This is a genomic window from Macrococcus sp. S115, assembly GCF_030067655.1.
GTDB lineage: Bacteria > Bacillota > Bacilli > Staphylococcales > Staphylococcaceae > Macrococcoides > Macrococcoides psychrotolerans.
Genome location: NZ_JASJES010000002.1, coordinates 238,615 through 254,465 on the forward strand (window position 1 = coordinate 238,615; position 15,851 = coordinate 254,465).

General features: G+C 37.4%; 13 protein-coding genes and 1 pseudogene. 3 read left to right on the plus strand and 11 right to left on the minus strand.

The features are described 5' to 3' along the window. Positions 1–5 precede the first annotated feature (5 nt). Together pheT and pheS are read right to left on the minus strand one after the other, a co-directional pair. The gene (gene pheT / locus QNJ52_RS04450; RefSeq protein ID WP_283721980.1) at positions 6–2,405 is read right to left on the minus strand and encodes a phenylalanine--tRNA ligase subunit beta; all 2,400 of its coding nucleotides are present in this window, start codon (positions 2,403–2,405) and stop codon (positions 6–8) included. Then, positions 2,392–3,393, minus strand: a pseudogene (gene pheS / locus QNJ52_RS04455) (phenylalanine--tRNA ligase subunit alpha); the annotation flags it as partial. The gene pheT and the pseudogene pheS, both read right to left, overlap by 14 nt. A 511-nt stretch (positions 3,394–3,904) precedes the next feature. On the opposite strand from pheS, the gene QNJ52_RS04460 reads away from it, so the two are divergent. Further along, complete coding sequence (locus QNJ52_RS04460) at positions 3,905–4,951, plus strand: LPXTG cell wall anchor domain-containing protein (RefSeq protein ID WP_283721982.1); 1,047 nt, start codon at positions 3,905–3,907, stop codon at positions 4,949–4,951. A gap of 186 nt (positions 4,952–5,137) precedes the next feature. Here the strand turns inward: QNJ52_RS04460 and QNJ52_RS04465 are convergent, their stop codons facing one another. Together QNJ52_RS04465 and QNJ52_RS04470 are read right to left on the minus strand one after the other, a co-directional pair. Next, positions 5,138–5,878, minus strand: coding sequence for a TrmH family RNA methyltransferase (locus tag QNJ52_RS04465; RefSeq protein WP_283721983.1), 741 nt, complete (start codon positions 5,876–5,878; stop codon positions 5,138–5,140). After that, positions 5,878–6,318, minus strand: a complete 441-nt coding sequence (locus QNJ52_RS04470) for a MarR family winged helix-turn-helix transcriptional regulator (RefSeq protein WP_283721984.1) — start codon at positions 6,316–6,318, stop codon at positions 5,878–5,880. The genes QNJ52_RS04465 and QNJ52_RS04470 overlap by 1 nt, the downstream gene beginning before the upstream one ends. A gap of 133 nt (positions 6,319–6,451) precedes the next feature. On the opposite strand from QNJ52_RS04470, the gene QNJ52_RS04475 reads away from it, so the two are divergent. After that, the gene (locus tag QNJ52_RS04475) at positions 6,452–8,092 is read left to right on the plus strand and encodes an alpha-keto acid decarboxylase family protein (RefSeq protein WP_283721985.1); all 1,641 of its coding nucleotides are present in this window, start codon (positions 6,452–6,454) and stop codon (positions 8,090–8,092) included. Between the two features lie 143 nt (positions 8,093–8,235). Then, entirely contained in the window at positions 8,236–9,684 is a 1,449-nt protein-coding gene (locus tag QNJ52_RS04480) for a potassium/proton antiporter (protein ID WP_308317268.1), read from the plus strand. A gap of 13 nt (positions 9,685–9,697) precedes the next feature. Here the strand turns inward: QNJ52_RS04480 and QNJ52_RS04485 are convergent, their stop codons facing one another. The 7 genes from QNJ52_RS04485 to nirD form a co-directional block, all read right to left on the minus strand. Continuing rightward, entirely contained in the window at positions 9,698–10,432 is a 735-nt protein-coding gene (locus QNJ52_RS04485; RefSeq protein WP_219492444.1) for a class I SAM-dependent methyltransferase, read from the minus strand. Between the two features lie 390 nt (positions 10,433–10,822). Further along, positions 10,823–11,887: a M42 family metallopeptidase gene (locus QNJ52_RS04490; RefSeq protein ID WP_219492446.1), complete on the minus strand. Its 1,065-nt coding sequence runs from the start codon at positions 11,885–11,887 to the stop codon at positions 10,823–10,825. Between the two features lie 157 nt (positions 11,888–12,044). Then, on the minus strand, positions 12,045–12,218 hold the full coding sequence (locus QNJ52_RS04495) for a hypothetical protein (protein ID WP_219492448.1): 174 nt from the start codon (positions 12,216–12,218) through the stop codon (positions 12,045–12,047). Positions 12,219–12,292: 74 nt separating this feature from the next. Then, positions 12,293–12,925, minus strand: coding sequence for an MOSC domain-containing protein (locus tag QNJ52_RS04500; RefSeq protein ID WP_219492449.1), 633 nt, complete (start codon positions 12,923–12,925; stop codon positions 12,293–12,295). 226 nt (positions 12,926–13,151) lie between these two features. Continuing rightward, complete coding sequence (locus QNJ52_RS04505) at positions 13,152–14,510, minus strand: hypothetical protein (RefSeq protein ID WP_283721986.1); 1,359 nt, start codon at positions 14,508–14,510, stop codon at positions 13,152–13,154. 34 nt (positions 14,511–14,544) lie between these two features. Further along, entirely contained in the window at positions 14,545–15,549 is a 1,005-nt protein-coding gene (gene cobA / locus QNJ52_RS04510) for a uroporphyrinogen-III C-methyltransferase (RefSeq protein ID WP_219492455.1), read from the minus strand. Then, positions 15,540–15,851, minus strand: a complete 312-nt coding sequence (gene nirD, locus QNJ52_RS04515) for a nitrite reductase small subunit NirD (RefSeq protein ID WP_219492458.1) — start codon at positions 15,849–15,851, stop codon at positions 15,540–15,542. The genes cobA and nirD overlap by 10 nt, the downstream gene beginning before the upstream one ends.

The following is a 15,851-nucleotide window of genomic DNA, read 5'->3' on the forward strand; positions in this document are numbered from 1 at the left end:
ATTTTTTAACCTCTAAGTTTAGCGCCAATTGACTCTAATCTTTCAATAACCGCATCGTATATCGGTTTAATCTCTTCATCTGTCAGCGTCTGTTCCGGATTCAGGAATTCCATTCGAATCGCTACCGATTTCTTATCCTGTGCAATATGCTCACCTTCGTATACGTCGAATACTTCAGCTGACTTCAAGTACTTAGAATCTACTTTAAGAATTTCTGCAATCAGTTCGCCCGTATCCTGTTTACGTTCAACTTCAAGTGCGATATCACGGCTAGTTCCAGGGAACTTCGGAATCATATTGTAGATAATCTGACCTTGCTGAATTGAAAGTAAGACTTTTAAATCTAATTCAAACACATACGTTTCCTTTAAGTCATTTGCTTTCTCTACTGTCGGGTGCAATTGACCAATGATGCCGATCTTCGTTTCATTCACATAGATATCTGCACTGCGACCAGGATGCAACATCGGCTCATCACTTCTAACATATCGGAACGCTAGACCTAATCTTTCACTTAACGCCTCCACTATCCCTTTCACATGGAAAAAGTCAACTTGCTCCTTTTTCCCTTGATGCATCGTTGGTGTGACAAGTCCAGTAATAATCCCAGCAACATGTTCTTCTTCTGAAGGTAATAAGTCTTCTTGTCTAAAGAATGTATTTCCAATTTCATAGAACGCGACATCTTTCATTTGACGTGCATTATTATAGCTTACGACATCAATTAAGTGAGGCAATAATGATTGACGCAGCACTGCATGATCTTCACTCATCGGCATTAAGAGCGCTGTCGTTTCAGCTTCTTTTAGTGCGAACTGTTTCGATTTTTCATTTGAGACAAGTGCATAGGTGATTGCCTGATTTAATCCTAACCCTTGAAGCAACGCCTTCACTGCACGACGTTTCGCCTGATAATCAGTCAGTCCTACTTGTTTGTTCGTCTTCGTTTCTGGTAATGTCGCAGGTAGTGCATCATAACCATAAATACGCGCAACTTCTTCAACTAAATCTTCTTTAATAGTAATGTCACCACGACGAGATGGTACGATGACGTTGAATGAATCACCATCTATCTTCGTTTCAAAGCCAAGACGTTCGAATATGTTTTTAATTTCTGTATTAGAGATATCAAATCCAATCAATCGATTAATATCATCCGTTGTAATTTGAACGTTCGTTGTAAACTCTGGTAATGCCCCAGCTGAAGCAACACCACTTAATACTTCTCCTTGCGCATTTTCCTGCAGGAGATATGCTGCACGGTCTAATGCATCAAGTACAAATTCTGCTGCAACACCTTTTTCAAAGCGACTTGATGATTCAGAGCGCAAGTTCAGACGGTTCGCAGTTTTACGTATGTTTAGCGGCGCAAACATCGCAGACTCAATCAGTACATTCACTGTACTATCCGTTACTTCAGAGAAATCTCCTCCCATCACCCCAGCAAGCGCTACTGGTGTTGTACCGTTTGTAATCACGATATCTTCTGCAGTTAATGTGCGCTCTTTATCGTCTAATGTTGTCATCTTTTCGCCATCAGTTGCTGGACGAACTTTAATTGTTGTGCTGCCAATCTTATCATAGTCAAACATATGCAGCGGCTGTCCATATTCCAGCATAACGTAATTCGATACGTCAACAACGTTATTAATCGGGCGGATACCCGCTTTAATTAAGCGTCCTTGAATACGTGCAGGTGAAGGTCCGATCTTCACGTTCTTCACGATACGTGCAGCATAATACGGTGATAACGTCGCTTCTTCAATTTCAATACTGATTAAGTCTGATACTTGTTCACTCGTTTCATTAATATGCGTTGCAGGTAGCTTCAATGGTTCTTCATATAATGCACTTGTCTCAAATGCAGAACCAATCATGCTCATACAGTCGCTTCGATTAGGTGTTAGACCGAATTCCATCACGGCATCATCTAGCGATAATGCAGCAAGTGCATCTGTACCTGGCGCGATAGCTTCTTCAAATACGTATATCCCTTTTTCGTACGCTTCTGGAATCAAGTTTGAAGAGATACCTAGTTCACCCAATGAACAAATCATACCGTTAGATTCTACTCCGCGTAGTTTCGCTTTTTTTATCTTAACACCACCAGGCAGACGTCCACCAGGTAAGCAGACGATTACTGTCTGACCAGCTGCGACGTTCGGTGCACCACAGACAATTTGTTTCACTTCTTCGCCAACATTCACCTGGCAGATATTTAATTTATCTGCATCAGGATGCTTCTCGATCGATTCTACATGTCCAATCACTAAATTCTTAATATCTTTTGTATAATCGATAATTTCTTCAATCTCAATTCCGCTTCTTGTAATCTTCTCAGCAAGCGCTTCTACCGAAACATCAACTTTTACATATTCATCTAACCATTCTTTACTTACTAACATTCGGTTCTCCTCCATCTTCTAAACGTAAAAACTGACGAATAAATCTTAGATCATTCGTATAGAAATGACGAATATCTTCAATACCATACTTTAACATCGCAATACGATCTGGTCCCATACCGAATGCGAATCCAGAATATTTATTAGAATCAAAACCAGCCATCTCTAAAACATTCGGATGTACCATACCGGCACCGAGAATTTCAATCCATCCTGTCCCTTTACAAACGTTGCAGCCCTTACCTTTACATTTGAAGCATGAAATATCCACTTCTACAGAAGGCTCAGTAAACGGGAAGAAACTTGGACGCAGACGAATCTCACGATCTTCACCGAACATCTTCTTCGCAAAGTATTCAAGCGTTCCTTTAAGGTCGCTCATTTTAATATTCTCATCAACAACTAATCCTTCGATTTGTGTAAACTGATGTGAATGCGTCGCATCATCAGAATCACGACGGTAGACTTTACCTGGACAAATAATTTTTACAGGTCCTTCACCTTTACGTGATTCCAACGTACGAGCTTGAACAGGAGATGTATGCGTACGCATTAATACTTCTTCAGAAATGTAGAAACTATCCTGCATATCACGTGCAGGGTGAGATTTTGGAAGATTTAACGCTTCAAAGTTATAATGATCGCTTTCTACTTCGAATCCTTCTACAATTTCATAGCCTAAACCGATGAATAAATCTTCAATATCCTCAACGATACGGTCGAGCGGATGACTGCTCCCTGAACTTAACTTTTTACCTGGTAAAGTAATATCAATTGTTTCACTTTCAAGTCGTTTGTTCACAAGTTCCGCTTCAATACGAACTTCAACTTCTGCAATTGCACTTTCTACGGTTTGTTTGGCATCATTAACAAGCTGACCAAACATCGGTTTCTCTTCGTTCGGCAGAGATTTCATCTCTTTCATCAGACCAGTGATCACACCTTTTTTACCGATGTAAGAAACTTTGATATCTTGTAATGCTTTCTTATCTGTAATCTGACTTACTTTGCCCACTGCCTCAGACTTTAACGCCTGTAATCTTTCTTTAAGTTCCATGTTCTTCCTCCTTAATTTTAAACAATAAAAAAAGCCTTCATTCCCTATACAAGGGACGAAAGACTCCGCGGTACCACCCAAATTTGTGCATATGCACACAGCTCATTAAGCGATAACGGAACAACCGGTCTAACTTCTTATTAGACTGCCTGTCAGCTGAAAAGATAGGTATGTGAAGATTTCACTCTCACCAATGTGAAACTCTCTTGACAACACATACATATCCCGGCTGATAAACGGCGATGTATTTCATTATTTTAATTATATAGAATGTATGCACGTTATTCAAGTCCATAGATTATAGTATGTATATACATAAATCAATATATCAAAAAAACTTTAAGTAAAAATATAGATAAAAGTTGTCATATGTATTATCATTTAAATTAAGTACCTTATTATTATTTATTATACTAAAATATATTAACTAAGGAGTCTTATCATGAAAAATAAAAAAATTTTGACGATGGTATTTGCAACTTCCTTCTTTATAGTTCCTGCACAAGCATTTGCTAATACATCCGAAACTTCAAAAATCGATTTAATTAAGCCTCAAATCGAATCAAGTAAAAGCGAAATTAAGGAGAATGTTAATACAATAACTGAGGAAGCTAAAATAAAAAAAGAAGAGATCCAAACCTTAAGAGATGATGCAGCAGAAGTACGTGATAAAGTAACTGAGGAAGCTAAAATAAAAAAAGAAGAGATTCAAACCTTAAGAGATGGCTCAGCAAAAGTGCGTGATACAATTTCAACTCAACTTCAGGAAGTTAAATCATCAGAAAGTGCAGTAAACTTTAATGAAGCGCCTAAAAATAGTGTGACAGCACCTTTAGATGATCCCGAAAAGAGCAGCGCCGAGAAACAACACCTCAATCTAAATAATATTGCACCTGAAATAGACGGGAAAGCAATCTCTCTTTCTGATAAATGGCTGAACAAAGAAAATATCGATACACTATTAAAATTAGAAACTTTAAAGTATAAACAGGAAATCAGCGAGTTAGAATATAAAACCAAAGTACTTAAAATACTTAATGAGACACTAAGCAACTATCTGAATCAGACAGATCGCTTACATTTTAACTTTGACGACCTGCTGGCACATGATTTTAACACAGATGAGCTTACTCAGAAATATCAATCAAGATTAAATAATCTCTCATCTTTAAAAGATGCCGGCCAATTTACACAGCATGAATATAACGGAAAAGTTTTCGACCTCCTTCACGACCATCTTCAGGAAGGAAATCAAAAACTCGCTACACTCAATAATAAAATTGGAACTAATGATATTAAGGACTCGCTTGCTAGCGGATTTGTCGACAACTTATCAGCTCCTGTAAAAGCAGAACCTATGAGCATGAAATCAAGCACAAACACGCTACCTGAATCAGGTGAAGCAGCTAGCAAACCCTTGATGGTAGCTGCAGTTGTTGTACTCATTGTTGGTGCATTGATACTATATCGTTCACGTAAAAGAAAATAACTCAAATCATAAAACACATCATTAAATTGATGTGTTTTATTACTGTAAAAAAAAACGAAAGCATTTTTACGAGAAACTTTTACTATGACAATCTCACTATTACGTTTTCTCCGTTTGTTAATCACTTCAAAAATTACTTTACGACCCATTTAATTGCAATAAAAAAGTAGAACCGATTACCCGGTTCTACTTCACAAAATGATACATCAATATTCCTGCACAAACGGCAACGTTCAGACTTTCAGCCCTACCATAAATGGGTATATATAAATTTTCATCTGTAGCGGATAGTATTTCAGGGTTCACACCTTGCCCTTCATTTCCTAATACAATCATAAAATTATCACTTGGTATGACTTCTTTATAATCACGTGCCTTCTCTAAACTCGTACCATAGATTGTACCGTTAGACTTTGAGCTTGCTTCATCAAAATCCATCTCAATGACCGGTATATGAAACACACTACCTTGAGATGCACGCAGAACTTTGTCGTTATAAATATCAACAGTCCCTTTTGCTATAATAACGGCGTCCAATCCTGCTGCATCAGCTGTACGAATAATTGTTCCAACGTTCCCAGGATCCTGAATACGGTCTAAATAAATAACACGGTTCAGTTCAGCGTCTTTCCCATCTTTCATATTGCATACGGCGTATATTCCTTGGGGTGCTTCTGTCTGAGATAACTTCTCAGCAACTTTAAAAGTGATTTCATACTGTTGTTTGCTACCTGCAACCATAGCTTCTGTCAATTTATCCGGATTAACAGTAAGGATCATTTCAATATCAACATTACTGTTTACTGCCTCTTCAACGAGATGTTCTCCTTCAATTATAAACTGCTGCATTTTCTTTCTATCTTTCCTGTTATGCAGTTTAGCTATCTGTTTGATCTTCTGATTTTGTATTGATTCAATTATTTCCATTATTGTCCCTCTTCCTTTATCAATGAGAATCCTGGTCTCATTTCTGCTAATGACTCCATCACATCGATCCACTGGTTGCCAGCTTCTTTAAAAGTTGTTTCAAATAGATGACGCTGTGCTTCGTTTAACGTATCTATCAGCTGTATCCCTTGATCAGTAGGATAGAGTTCTTTCAGACGTTTATCCTGGGGTGATGGTTGTTCAGTAATCAGCGCTTTTTCTTTTAATACTTTCAGTGTACTTTGTGAACCTTGCTTAGAAATCTCAAGTACTGTCAGCAATTCTTTCATAGTTATCCCTGGTTTCTTACAAATAAAAAACAGAAATCGATGATGCTGTCTTAACATACCGTGTTGTTCAATAATTTCATCTGCTGCTCCAATGAACGTCTTATATGCAAAGTAAAATATCATATGTTCATAGTCTTTATCCATATACATTGTCTCTATCCCTTCAACGTATTACTTATATTATACAGTGAAAAATTAAGATTACAACAAATAGGTCAATGCAGTTGACTTAATATTATTTTAGCTATATATTTAAATTGTTACTAAAGAAAGGATGATAGATATGAAACAAAGAATCGGTCAATACTTAATCGATGCACTTCATGTTAACGGTGTCGATAAAATTTTTGGAGTACCAGGTGACTTTACGTTAGCATTCCTTGACGATGTCATTCGTCATGACAGTGTCGAATGGATAGGCAATACAAATGAACTCAATGCAGCCTATGGTGCTGACGGCTATGCGAGAGTTAACGGACTTGCAGCAGTAAGTACAACATTTGGCGTAGGAGAACTAAGTGCCGTAAACGGAATTGCTGGAAGTTATGCTGAACGTGTGCCTGTCATAAAAATTTCGGGCGGTCCTTCATCTGTCGCTCAACAAGAGGGTCGCTATGTCCACCATTCACTTGGTGAAGGTATTTTCGATTCCTATTCAAAAATGTATGCACATATCACTGCGACGACAACAATACTTTCTGTCGACAATGCAGTGGATGAAATTGACCGCGTGATTCATTGCGCACTCAAAGAAAAGCGTCCTGTGCACATCCACCTACCGATAGATGTTGCTTTGACAGAAATTGAAATTCCCCATGCACCTAAAGTGTATACACATAAGTCACAAAATGTTGATGCATATATCCAAGCAGTAGAGAAGAAACTCATGTCTGCAAAACAACCTGTAATTATAGCAGGACATGAGATCAACAGCTTTAAACTACATGAACAGCTAGAGCAGTTCGTAAATCAAACAAATATACCTGTTGCACAGCTTTCTCTTGGTAAATCTGCATTTAATGAAGAAAATGAACATTACCTAGGGATTTATGACGGTAAGATTGCTAAAGAAAACGTGCGTGAGTATGTGGATAATGCAGATGTCATCTTAAATATCGGTGCAAAACTGACAGATTCTGCAACAGCAGGCTTCTCATACAAATTCGATACTGATAATATTATCTATATTAACCATAATGACTTTAAAGTTGAAGATGTTATAAGCGATAATGTCTCGCTGATCGATCTTGTAAACGGATTGAACAGCATCGACTACAAGAATGAAACACACTACCCATCATATCAACGTTCGGATATGAAGTATGAGTTGAACGACGCACCCTTAACACAAAGCAACTACTTCAAAATGATGAATGCATTCTTAGAAAAAGATGATATTTTACTTGCAGAGCAAGGCACATCATTCTTTGGTGCTTATGATCTATCTTTGTATAAAGGGAATCAATTTATCGGCCAGCCGTTATGGGGATCTATCGGCTATACATTCCCATCTCTATTAGGTTCTCAGCTTGCTGATGTGAATAGACGTAATATTCTGCTCATCGGTGACGGTTCATTACAATTAACTGTTCAGGCCCTATCTACGATGATCAGAAAAGACATTAAACCGATTATCTTCGTAATCAATAACGATGGCTATACTGTTGAACGTCTGATACATGGTATGGAAGAACCATACAATGATATCCAGATGTGGAACTACAAACAGTTACCAGAAGTATTTGGTGGTAAAGATACGGTTAAGGTCCACGATGCTAAGACTTCAAATGAATTAAAGACAGTTATGGATAGCGTTAAAACAGACAAAGACCATATGCACTTTATCGAAGTACATATGGCTGTAGAAGATGCTCCGAAGAAATTAATCGATATCGCAAAAGCTTTCTCTGATGCGAACAAATAATATATTTATTGTAGCCAGGACACGTTACGTTGTTCCTGGCTCTTTTATATCTTTTATAGTAAATGATATTTCATAATAATTTGAATTTTTGATATAATTATTAGGAAATATCATTTAGGAGTGATCTCATTAATACTGAAATTATTATTTTAATTCTTGGTTTGCTACTTTTTACTGCAGTCATGACCACAACATTATCCAGTAAACTCGGACTTCCCTCATTAATCGTCTTTCTCGCTGTAGGTATGGCACTGAATTCATTCATTATGTTTGATAATGCTTTCCTCGCACAACTTATTGGAACAATCGCACTTGTCATCATTCTGTTCGATGGTGGTATTCAAACAACTAAATTAACGGTGAAAAATGCAATCTCTTATGCATCTATACTAGCAACAATCGGTGTTCTCATTACAAGTTTCATTGTAGGTGTAGCCACAGTTTTTATATTAGATTTATCCTGGAAACAGGGGCTGTTATTTGGAGCCATTGTCGGATCTACGGATGCTGCTGCTGTATTCAGTATTCTTGGTAACAAGCAAATTAAACAGAAGATTAAAAGCATACTTGAGGTTGAATCTGGAACAAATGACCCTATGGCGTTATTTTTAACTGTTACGATGATCAATCTACTAACAATGCCAGATGCATCACTTCTAACAAGTGCATTACTATTTGTATGGCAAATGGTAGGCGGCGCATTACTAGGCCTGCTCATCGGATATATTACAGTTAAACTCATAAACTTTGTAGAGCTTGAAGCGACTGGACTCTATCCTATCCTTGCACTTACTTTAGCCTTTCTTACATACGGACTATCTTCTCCACTGAAAGTCAGTGGACTCCTTGCTGTATATGTCTTTGCATTATATTTAGGTAACCATCCGCTCAGCTACCGTGCAAATATCATCAGATTCGGCGAAAGCTTTGCATGGATGGCTCAGATGACAATGTTTATACTATTAGGATTACTCGTATTCCCTAGTCAGCTGCCAGGCATAATGATTCAAGGATTACTCATCGCAATCGTCCTGATGTTCGTGGCAAGGCCTATAAGTGTCTGGCTAACACTCTTCTGGACGGATCTATCGAAGAAAGAACTTACCTTTATCTCATGGGCAGGATTACGGGGTGCAGTACCAATTATTCTTGCAACATATGCACTGTTAGCAGAAGTTGAAAATTCAGAAATTATCTTTAACGTCGTCTTCTTTGTCGTGTTACTAAGCGCATTACTGCAAGGTATGACACTTGTCCCTCTTGCGAATAAACTCGGACTTAATAAAGGAGAGGCACATACAAGTCCTTACCACTTTGATATGGTTGCAAGCGAAGTTACAGAAGTTGATATACGTGAATACCTTGTAAAATTAGGATCACCATGGGCAAATAAAAAAATACATGAACTTGGTCTACCGAGACAATCCAATATTAATGCGGTTGTAAGAGACGACAAGTTGTACGTGCCTGATGGTAATTTTGAGATACAGACAAACGACATATTATATATCATCGCAAGTAAGAAACTACATCTGAGCATTCAGAAAGAACTTGCGAAATTAAAAGCGAAAAAAGAACGCCCTGTCAAATAGACAAGGCGTTTTATTATTCCTTCACAGCTTTAAAGATGACAAATGACGGGCGATGATTAATTTTTTCGATATCGACATGGCTCATATATTCATTGGATAACTCGGTATTTCCGGTTTCGATGATACGCTCTAATTTAAATCCTGCTTCAAGTAATGTATTCAGCAGCTCCTCCATCGTTCGATGATATTTTATTACGTCTTGTTGCAACCATCTTGTACTACGCATACCACTCTCGAAGTAATGATCCAGCTTATAATGATCATACATATCAGGCACATGTGACCATAAATCGTCTGAACGTGTTGCAGTTGCGACAGGATGCTCAATTGAGAAGATAAACACACCAGTATTTTTCAAATGATTATAAACCTTTTGAACAGCACCTTTATAATCTTCAATATAGTGAAATGCAAGGGATGAAACGATAACATCATAATCCGCGACAGAATCAAATTCCATAAAATCAGTATTCAAGAAAGTAACATGCTGATCCTGTATATTTTCCTTTGCTTCCTGTATCATGTTGCTAGAAATATCGATGCCCGTGATCTGAATCGGAGACTGCTCAAGCATATACTGGACGAGCTGTCCCATTCCACAACCGATATCGAGTATTGTCTTATTATACAGATTCGGCAGAAGTTCTTTGATTCTCGGTACTTCTATCATTTCGTTATAACTCGTTGGATTTAATCTGACTTCTTTATAACGATTAAAGAAGTCGTGGTTATCATAAATGTTGTGCATATGGATTCTCCTCTTAGTGTAAGGAATACAGTACGTTTCATAGGTGGCGTACTTTAAGATAGTTCGACACATACATTCTCGAATCTCACTATCTCAACGCTCTAGGTGGCGTACTTTAAGATAGTTCGACACATACATCTCAAATTTCAATATCTCAACGTTCTAGGTGGCGTACTTCAATATAGTTCGACACATACATCTCAAATTTCACTATCTCAACGCTCTAGGTGGCGTACTTCAACATAGTTCGACACATACATCTCGAATCTCACTATCTCAACGCTTTAGGTGGCGTACTTCAACATAGTTCGACACATACATCTCGAATCTCACTATCTCAACGCTTTAGGTGGCGTACTTTCCAATAATTCGCCATCTACAAAACCATTCCTAAATCTCCTGCTTAATAATTCGTTCCACCGCTTCATCATCAATACTTTCTACAACTTTCTTAAGCAATTTCACTGCACCATTATAATCTTCACGATGCATCATCGAAACATTACTATGGATATAACGTGTTGGCACAGATATTGTAATCGCTGGTACACCGTTATTACTCACTGCAACGTGCCCTGCGTCCGTATATCCTCCTGTAAGATGATCAATTTGATATTTAATACCATTCTCCTCTGCCACCTGTTCAACATATCGTCTAAAGGATACATGTCCAATATTCCAGGCGTCTGATAACAAAATTACAGGGCCATCTCCCATCTTAGTTTGTCCGGCGTTCTCCATACCCGGTGTCTTTGAACATATACATACATCAATAGCTATTGCCAGGCTCGGACGTATCTTATTTGCTGCAGTGATTGCACCACGAGATAAAGTCTCTTCCTGCGTAACAGCGCCTGCATACAAAGTAACATGATTATCAACTGCTTTAATAACTTCGTATGCTGCAGCACATCCAAAGCGGTTATCAAATGCTTTAGCAAGTAAATAATTAGGATTAGCCATCACTTCAAACTCTGAATACGGGGTGATTGGATCGCCAACACGTACACCTGCATCCAATGTCTCTTCACGATTATCTGTACCGATATCGATAAACATCGCATCTGGATCAACTTTATTACGTTCTGCTTGTGGTAAGACATGCGGTGGTTTACTACCGATGACACCTCGCACTTCCCCTTGTTGCGTTAAAATCGTAACCTTCTGACTTGTCATTACAGTTCCAGACCAGCTGCCTAAATTCGTAAATTTAATAAATCCATCTTCAGTAACTTCTGTTACCATGAAGCCAATTTCATCTAGGTGGCCCAGTAACATTATTGAATGGTTTGAAGCCATCTTTTTAACCCCAAAGATGCCTCCTGTATTATCGTGCACCGTTTCTATACTTTCTTCATCAAATAGTTCCTGCATCAGCTTTGTCATCGGCAGTTCAAATCCAGCCGGTGCATTACAGTCGGTCATTTGTTTAAGTAGTGCTAGTTGCTTGTCCATAAATACATCTCCTATTCCACCGTAAACTTATATTTTATGTTATTATAGGATATTATTACATATATTGTTCCAAAAATATACCATCGCTGGTCCAATTAATTTATGCCATCCTTTAGCAATTGCTAATGCAGCAGTCTTCGGTCATCCTATATTTGCATTACTTGAAAATAATATTCCCTCCAGCTTTCGGTAATATATCAGTCTTAGATACTGAGCTTCTAAATGATACAGCCATAATAAAGAACTCTGCATCAAAATTTAACACAAGTTCGAGCAACGAGATTTCTTTTCTACTAATATAATCCTCCTGCCCTGCAAAAAGTGGCTTCATTGTTAATCTCATCAATAAACATTATATTTCTTATTTATCAGAATGCTTTATAATATTGATGAACCACTCACATCTCATAAGCGCTTTGCAAACTTTTCTTTATGTTCAGCAGGTAAAGCCTCCACCTTCAATGCTTTATCAATCAATGCTTTATTCTTCTTATCACCGTATACTAATTCATTAAACTCATGTAATGTAAACCCTGTTTCATCTTTTTTCACAAGTTCTAACTGACAATCAGGTGCTACCATACCTTCAGCAAGTACTCTAAAGTAACACCCTGTTGCTCGACTTGCGGCCATCATCTTTACGATATTTGGTACATTGTGTATCTGGGCGATTGTATTACATGGTCCACGTCCTTCAGTCACTTGAATAAGCGCCTCTCCAAGTTTATAAATGTCACCAATGCTAATTGTATCTTTATCTAATCCGACGGTTGTTATATTCTCACCGAACAAACTAAATTCCGTGTCAATCTCTATGTAATCTGACCATAAATCATAATCATTAAGATCATATAAGCAAACCGCTTTATTTATACCGCCATGCCCTTTATAGACATGTTGATCTCCTACAAACCCCATAAAAGTGAGTTGTACTGCATTCTCAACAGGATATTTATAATAAGCAGTTTTCTTCTCTTTACCTTTTACATTAATCTTTTCTATACTACCGATACAAATTCTTTTCACTTCATACTGCATGTCCTCACCTCTTCAATTGTGTTATTTCAAGTGTATTATTATCGATTAAATAAGTAAATTAAAAATCAGCTACTCAAATGAGCAGCTGCTGATATAAATTTAATTTCTTTTTACTGAACACGGTATAATTAAAAAGATCAAAGTAATGCGCAAGCTTTAGTTCAATAATAAATCAACATAAAACCGAAACATAATAATATCTTTATGTTTCGGTTTCTATCGTTAACTATCTTTTCTTATTACGTTTCTTATATGACACAACGCGTGACTTCTTCTGCTGACGATATTCCGGCATTTCGATAACTTTATGTCCACCGATACGCCATAACCTTACTTCTGTGTACATCGTCTTTAACAACTTCGTTAAGTTCTCTGTCGGTACTATAGAGATCATCTGTCTTGCACCAAGATCTGCGACAAATTCAAATGCTGTTTCAAAGCTATCTGTCACACGAAATGTCTCTATAATTTCGTTGAACAGTGCTTCTACTTGCTGTGGATAAATATGTTCACCTTTCATATTGTGCTTCAATTCTGTCTTTAAGTCTTCTTTTAATTTATTATTCTCTACATGTGAGTTCTGTACATATTTATAGATTTGCTGAGCGTTCACTGGTGTATAGTATTCCATATTGCTGAACATTACATCTAAATCCATCTGCTGATGTGAATATATTTCATGTTTCACCCAGTTGCCTTTAATATTCGGTACGAGATTTGGAAAGTAGGTCGTTATATCCTGCTTGATGTCATCACTCGTAATATCCTTGCGATATACTTTCTTATACACTTGCTGCATAAAATCCAGACGTACAAATCCGTATAGGTTCATCATTCCACGGTAAAACTTAATCTTCTCGATTTCCGGATTAATTATGCCTGATGCTTTCAATTTTTTAAAATGTTCAAGCACATCTTTCGGTACGAAGAGGATTTCATTAAAATCATGACTGAACGCAAAGATTTCTCTCGTTGCCCCTTTCATATATGTGAAATTGTCATAGCCGAACTGCAATGCATTCTCAATATTCAGTTGCAGCTCAAAGTCCATATACTTCATCATCTTCTGAATCATCGTGAAGTCTTTAAAGAATGCCTGATGAATCATGTTAATATTTGAATTTTTATCTGATTTTTCTTCTAACTGATAAAAGCGTACAATCCCGATGATATCTTCATCACTTAATGTTTGTAAATGTGTCTTCAAATCTTTGTTCGACCAGTTATCAATCATCGTATGAATGTTTGTTTCAATTTCAAGCTGTGATTGATATTGTTCGAGATTGGCTTTTAGCACATCGCTTTCATATGCAGTTTCTTCATCAGTCGGTGCTTCAATCCATTCATGTTCACTATTTAGGTGCAGTTCATTATAATAGTTGATCATTTCATTTGGAATTTCAAAGATTTTACCGCTACTTGCTTCAATCAGTCCTGCTTCAACTAAGTTAGGTAATACATATTCCGTCTGTATACTATCTTTATTGATACGGTTGCCGTTTGCGGCGAGCAATGTTAAATAGAGGTGCTCTGTTTCATTTAAATTTGGAATCACTTGGTGAATTATTGATTTAGTAATTGTCATATATTGCTCCTATCTATAAAAAGGCTGAACTACTTCAGCCTTTAATATTAATGATATTGCGATTAAATTGTATGCCATACGTTTCTTCAAATAATTGTAGCGCTTGAGTACTGAATGCAAATACTTGCGTAAAAGTTCTTTCGCTTAATACATCAACATGTACGTTTCTGTACTTTTCCTGTACTAATGCGTCATTCATCTGGTCGATTGCGTAATAAAATCCACCTTGCTCAAATCGTTCGATAAGTTCATGCTTATTGATTTCATCTGTACTTATATAGAGATGGGCTTCATTAAATTCAGGTAGGGATTCAAACCATGATACCCCTTTTCTGCAGTTCACAACGTCACCAATAATAATCATTGCCGGATGTGTAACCTCTTCTTCCTGAACTTTCTGGATAATATTTGTTAAATCTCCTGTAACCGTCTTCTGGAAGCCATAACTTGCATGTCCAATTACTGCTATTTTTAGATGAGCTTCATTTTTAGATAATACTTCTACGATTTCAGGTAATGCTTTCATCCCCATATACAGTGCAAGTGTTCCACCTTTCGCGAGTGCTTCAAAATCAATTTCTCTGACGCTGTCTTTTTGCAGATGACCCGTTGAAAACGTAACATGCGGTGAATATGCACGGTCCGTCAGTGGGAAGCCTGAATAGAGCGCTGCAGCCGATGCGCTTGTAATCCCTGGAACAATCTCGTATGGCGTATGGTCGTCCAGACTTTCTACTTCTTCAGTCAGGCGACCGAATATACCTGGGTCCCCACCTTTTAGACGGACAATAGTCTTATACTGCTGCGCACAATGATTAATGATTGTATTGATTTCATCCTGCTTCTTATATTTTACGTCAGGATTCTTACCAACGTATATCAGTTTGCATTCGCGCTTGCTGAGCTGCAGTAATATTGGATTTACAAGACGATCATATATAATCACATCTGCCTGCTCGATTTTACGTATTGCCTTATAAGTAACAAGACCTGGGTCACCTGGTCCTGCACCGATAAAGTAAACTTTACCTAGATCCATATATAAAGTACACCATCTTCGACTTCTGTTTTATAAGTCTCAACACATCCGTCTGCTTCATCTGGTGCCTGAATTTGTCCATCGTTTAAATTAATCTTTCGATCATGCAGCGGACAGAATACGTAATGCTCACTTACCGTACCTTCTGATAAAGGACCATTTTTATGAGGACAGCGATTACCGATCGCTCTAATATCTCCAGATTCTAATAAGAATATACCAATCTCTTCGTCTTTCACAAATACTTTTTTACCAATTTGAGGTTCTAATTCAGATACATTGAATAGTTTAATTTTTTCCAT

Bases quoted from the DNA above. Each gene is read 5' to 3' on its own strand.
- pheT (WP_283721980.1), bottom strand. From the start codon at position 2,405: ATGTTAGTAAGTAAAGAATGGTTAGATGAATATGTAAAAGTTGATGTT.
- QNJ52_RS04460 (WP_283721982.1), top strand. From the start codon at position 3,905: ATGAAAAATAAAAAAATTTTGACGATGGTATTTGCAACTTCCTTCTTT.
- QNJ52_RS04465 (WP_283721983.1), bottom strand. From the start codon at position 5,878: ATGGAAATAATTGAATCAATACAAAATCAGAAGATCAAACAGATAGCT.
- QNJ52_RS04470 (WP_283721984.1), bottom strand. From the start codon at position 6,318: ATGTATATGGATAAAGACTATGAACATATGATATTTTACTTTGCATAT.
- QNJ52_RS04475 (WP_283721985.1), top strand. From the start codon at position 6,452: ATGAAACAAAGAATCGGTCAATACTTAATCGATGCACTTCATGTTAAC.
- QNJ52_RS04485 (WP_219492444.1), bottom strand. From the start codon at position 10,432: ATGCACAACATTTATGATAACCACGACTTCTTTAATCGTTATAAAGAA.
- QNJ52_RS04490 (WP_219492446.1), bottom strand. From the start codon at position 11,887: ATGGACAAGCAACTAGCACTACTTAAACAAATGACCGACTGTAATGCA.
- QNJ52_RS04495 (WP_219492448.1), bottom strand. From the start codon at position 12,218: ATGAAGCCACTTTTTGCAGGGCAGGAGGATTATATTAGTAGAAAAGAA.
- QNJ52_RS04500 (WP_219492449.1), bottom strand. From the start codon at position 12,925: ATGCAGTATGAAGTGAAAAGAATTTGTATCGGTAGTATAGAAAAGATT.
- QNJ52_RS04505 (WP_283721986.1), bottom strand. From the start codon at position 14,510: ATGACAATTACTAAATCAATAATTCACCAAGTGATTCCAAATTTAAAT.
- cobA (WP_219492455.1), bottom strand. From the start codon at position 15,549: ATGGATCTAGGTAAAGTTTACTTTATCGGTGCAGGACCAGGTGACCCA.
- nirD (WP_219492458.1), bottom strand. From the start codon at position 15,851: ATGGAAAAAATTAAACTATTCAATGTATCTGAATTAGAACCTCAAATT.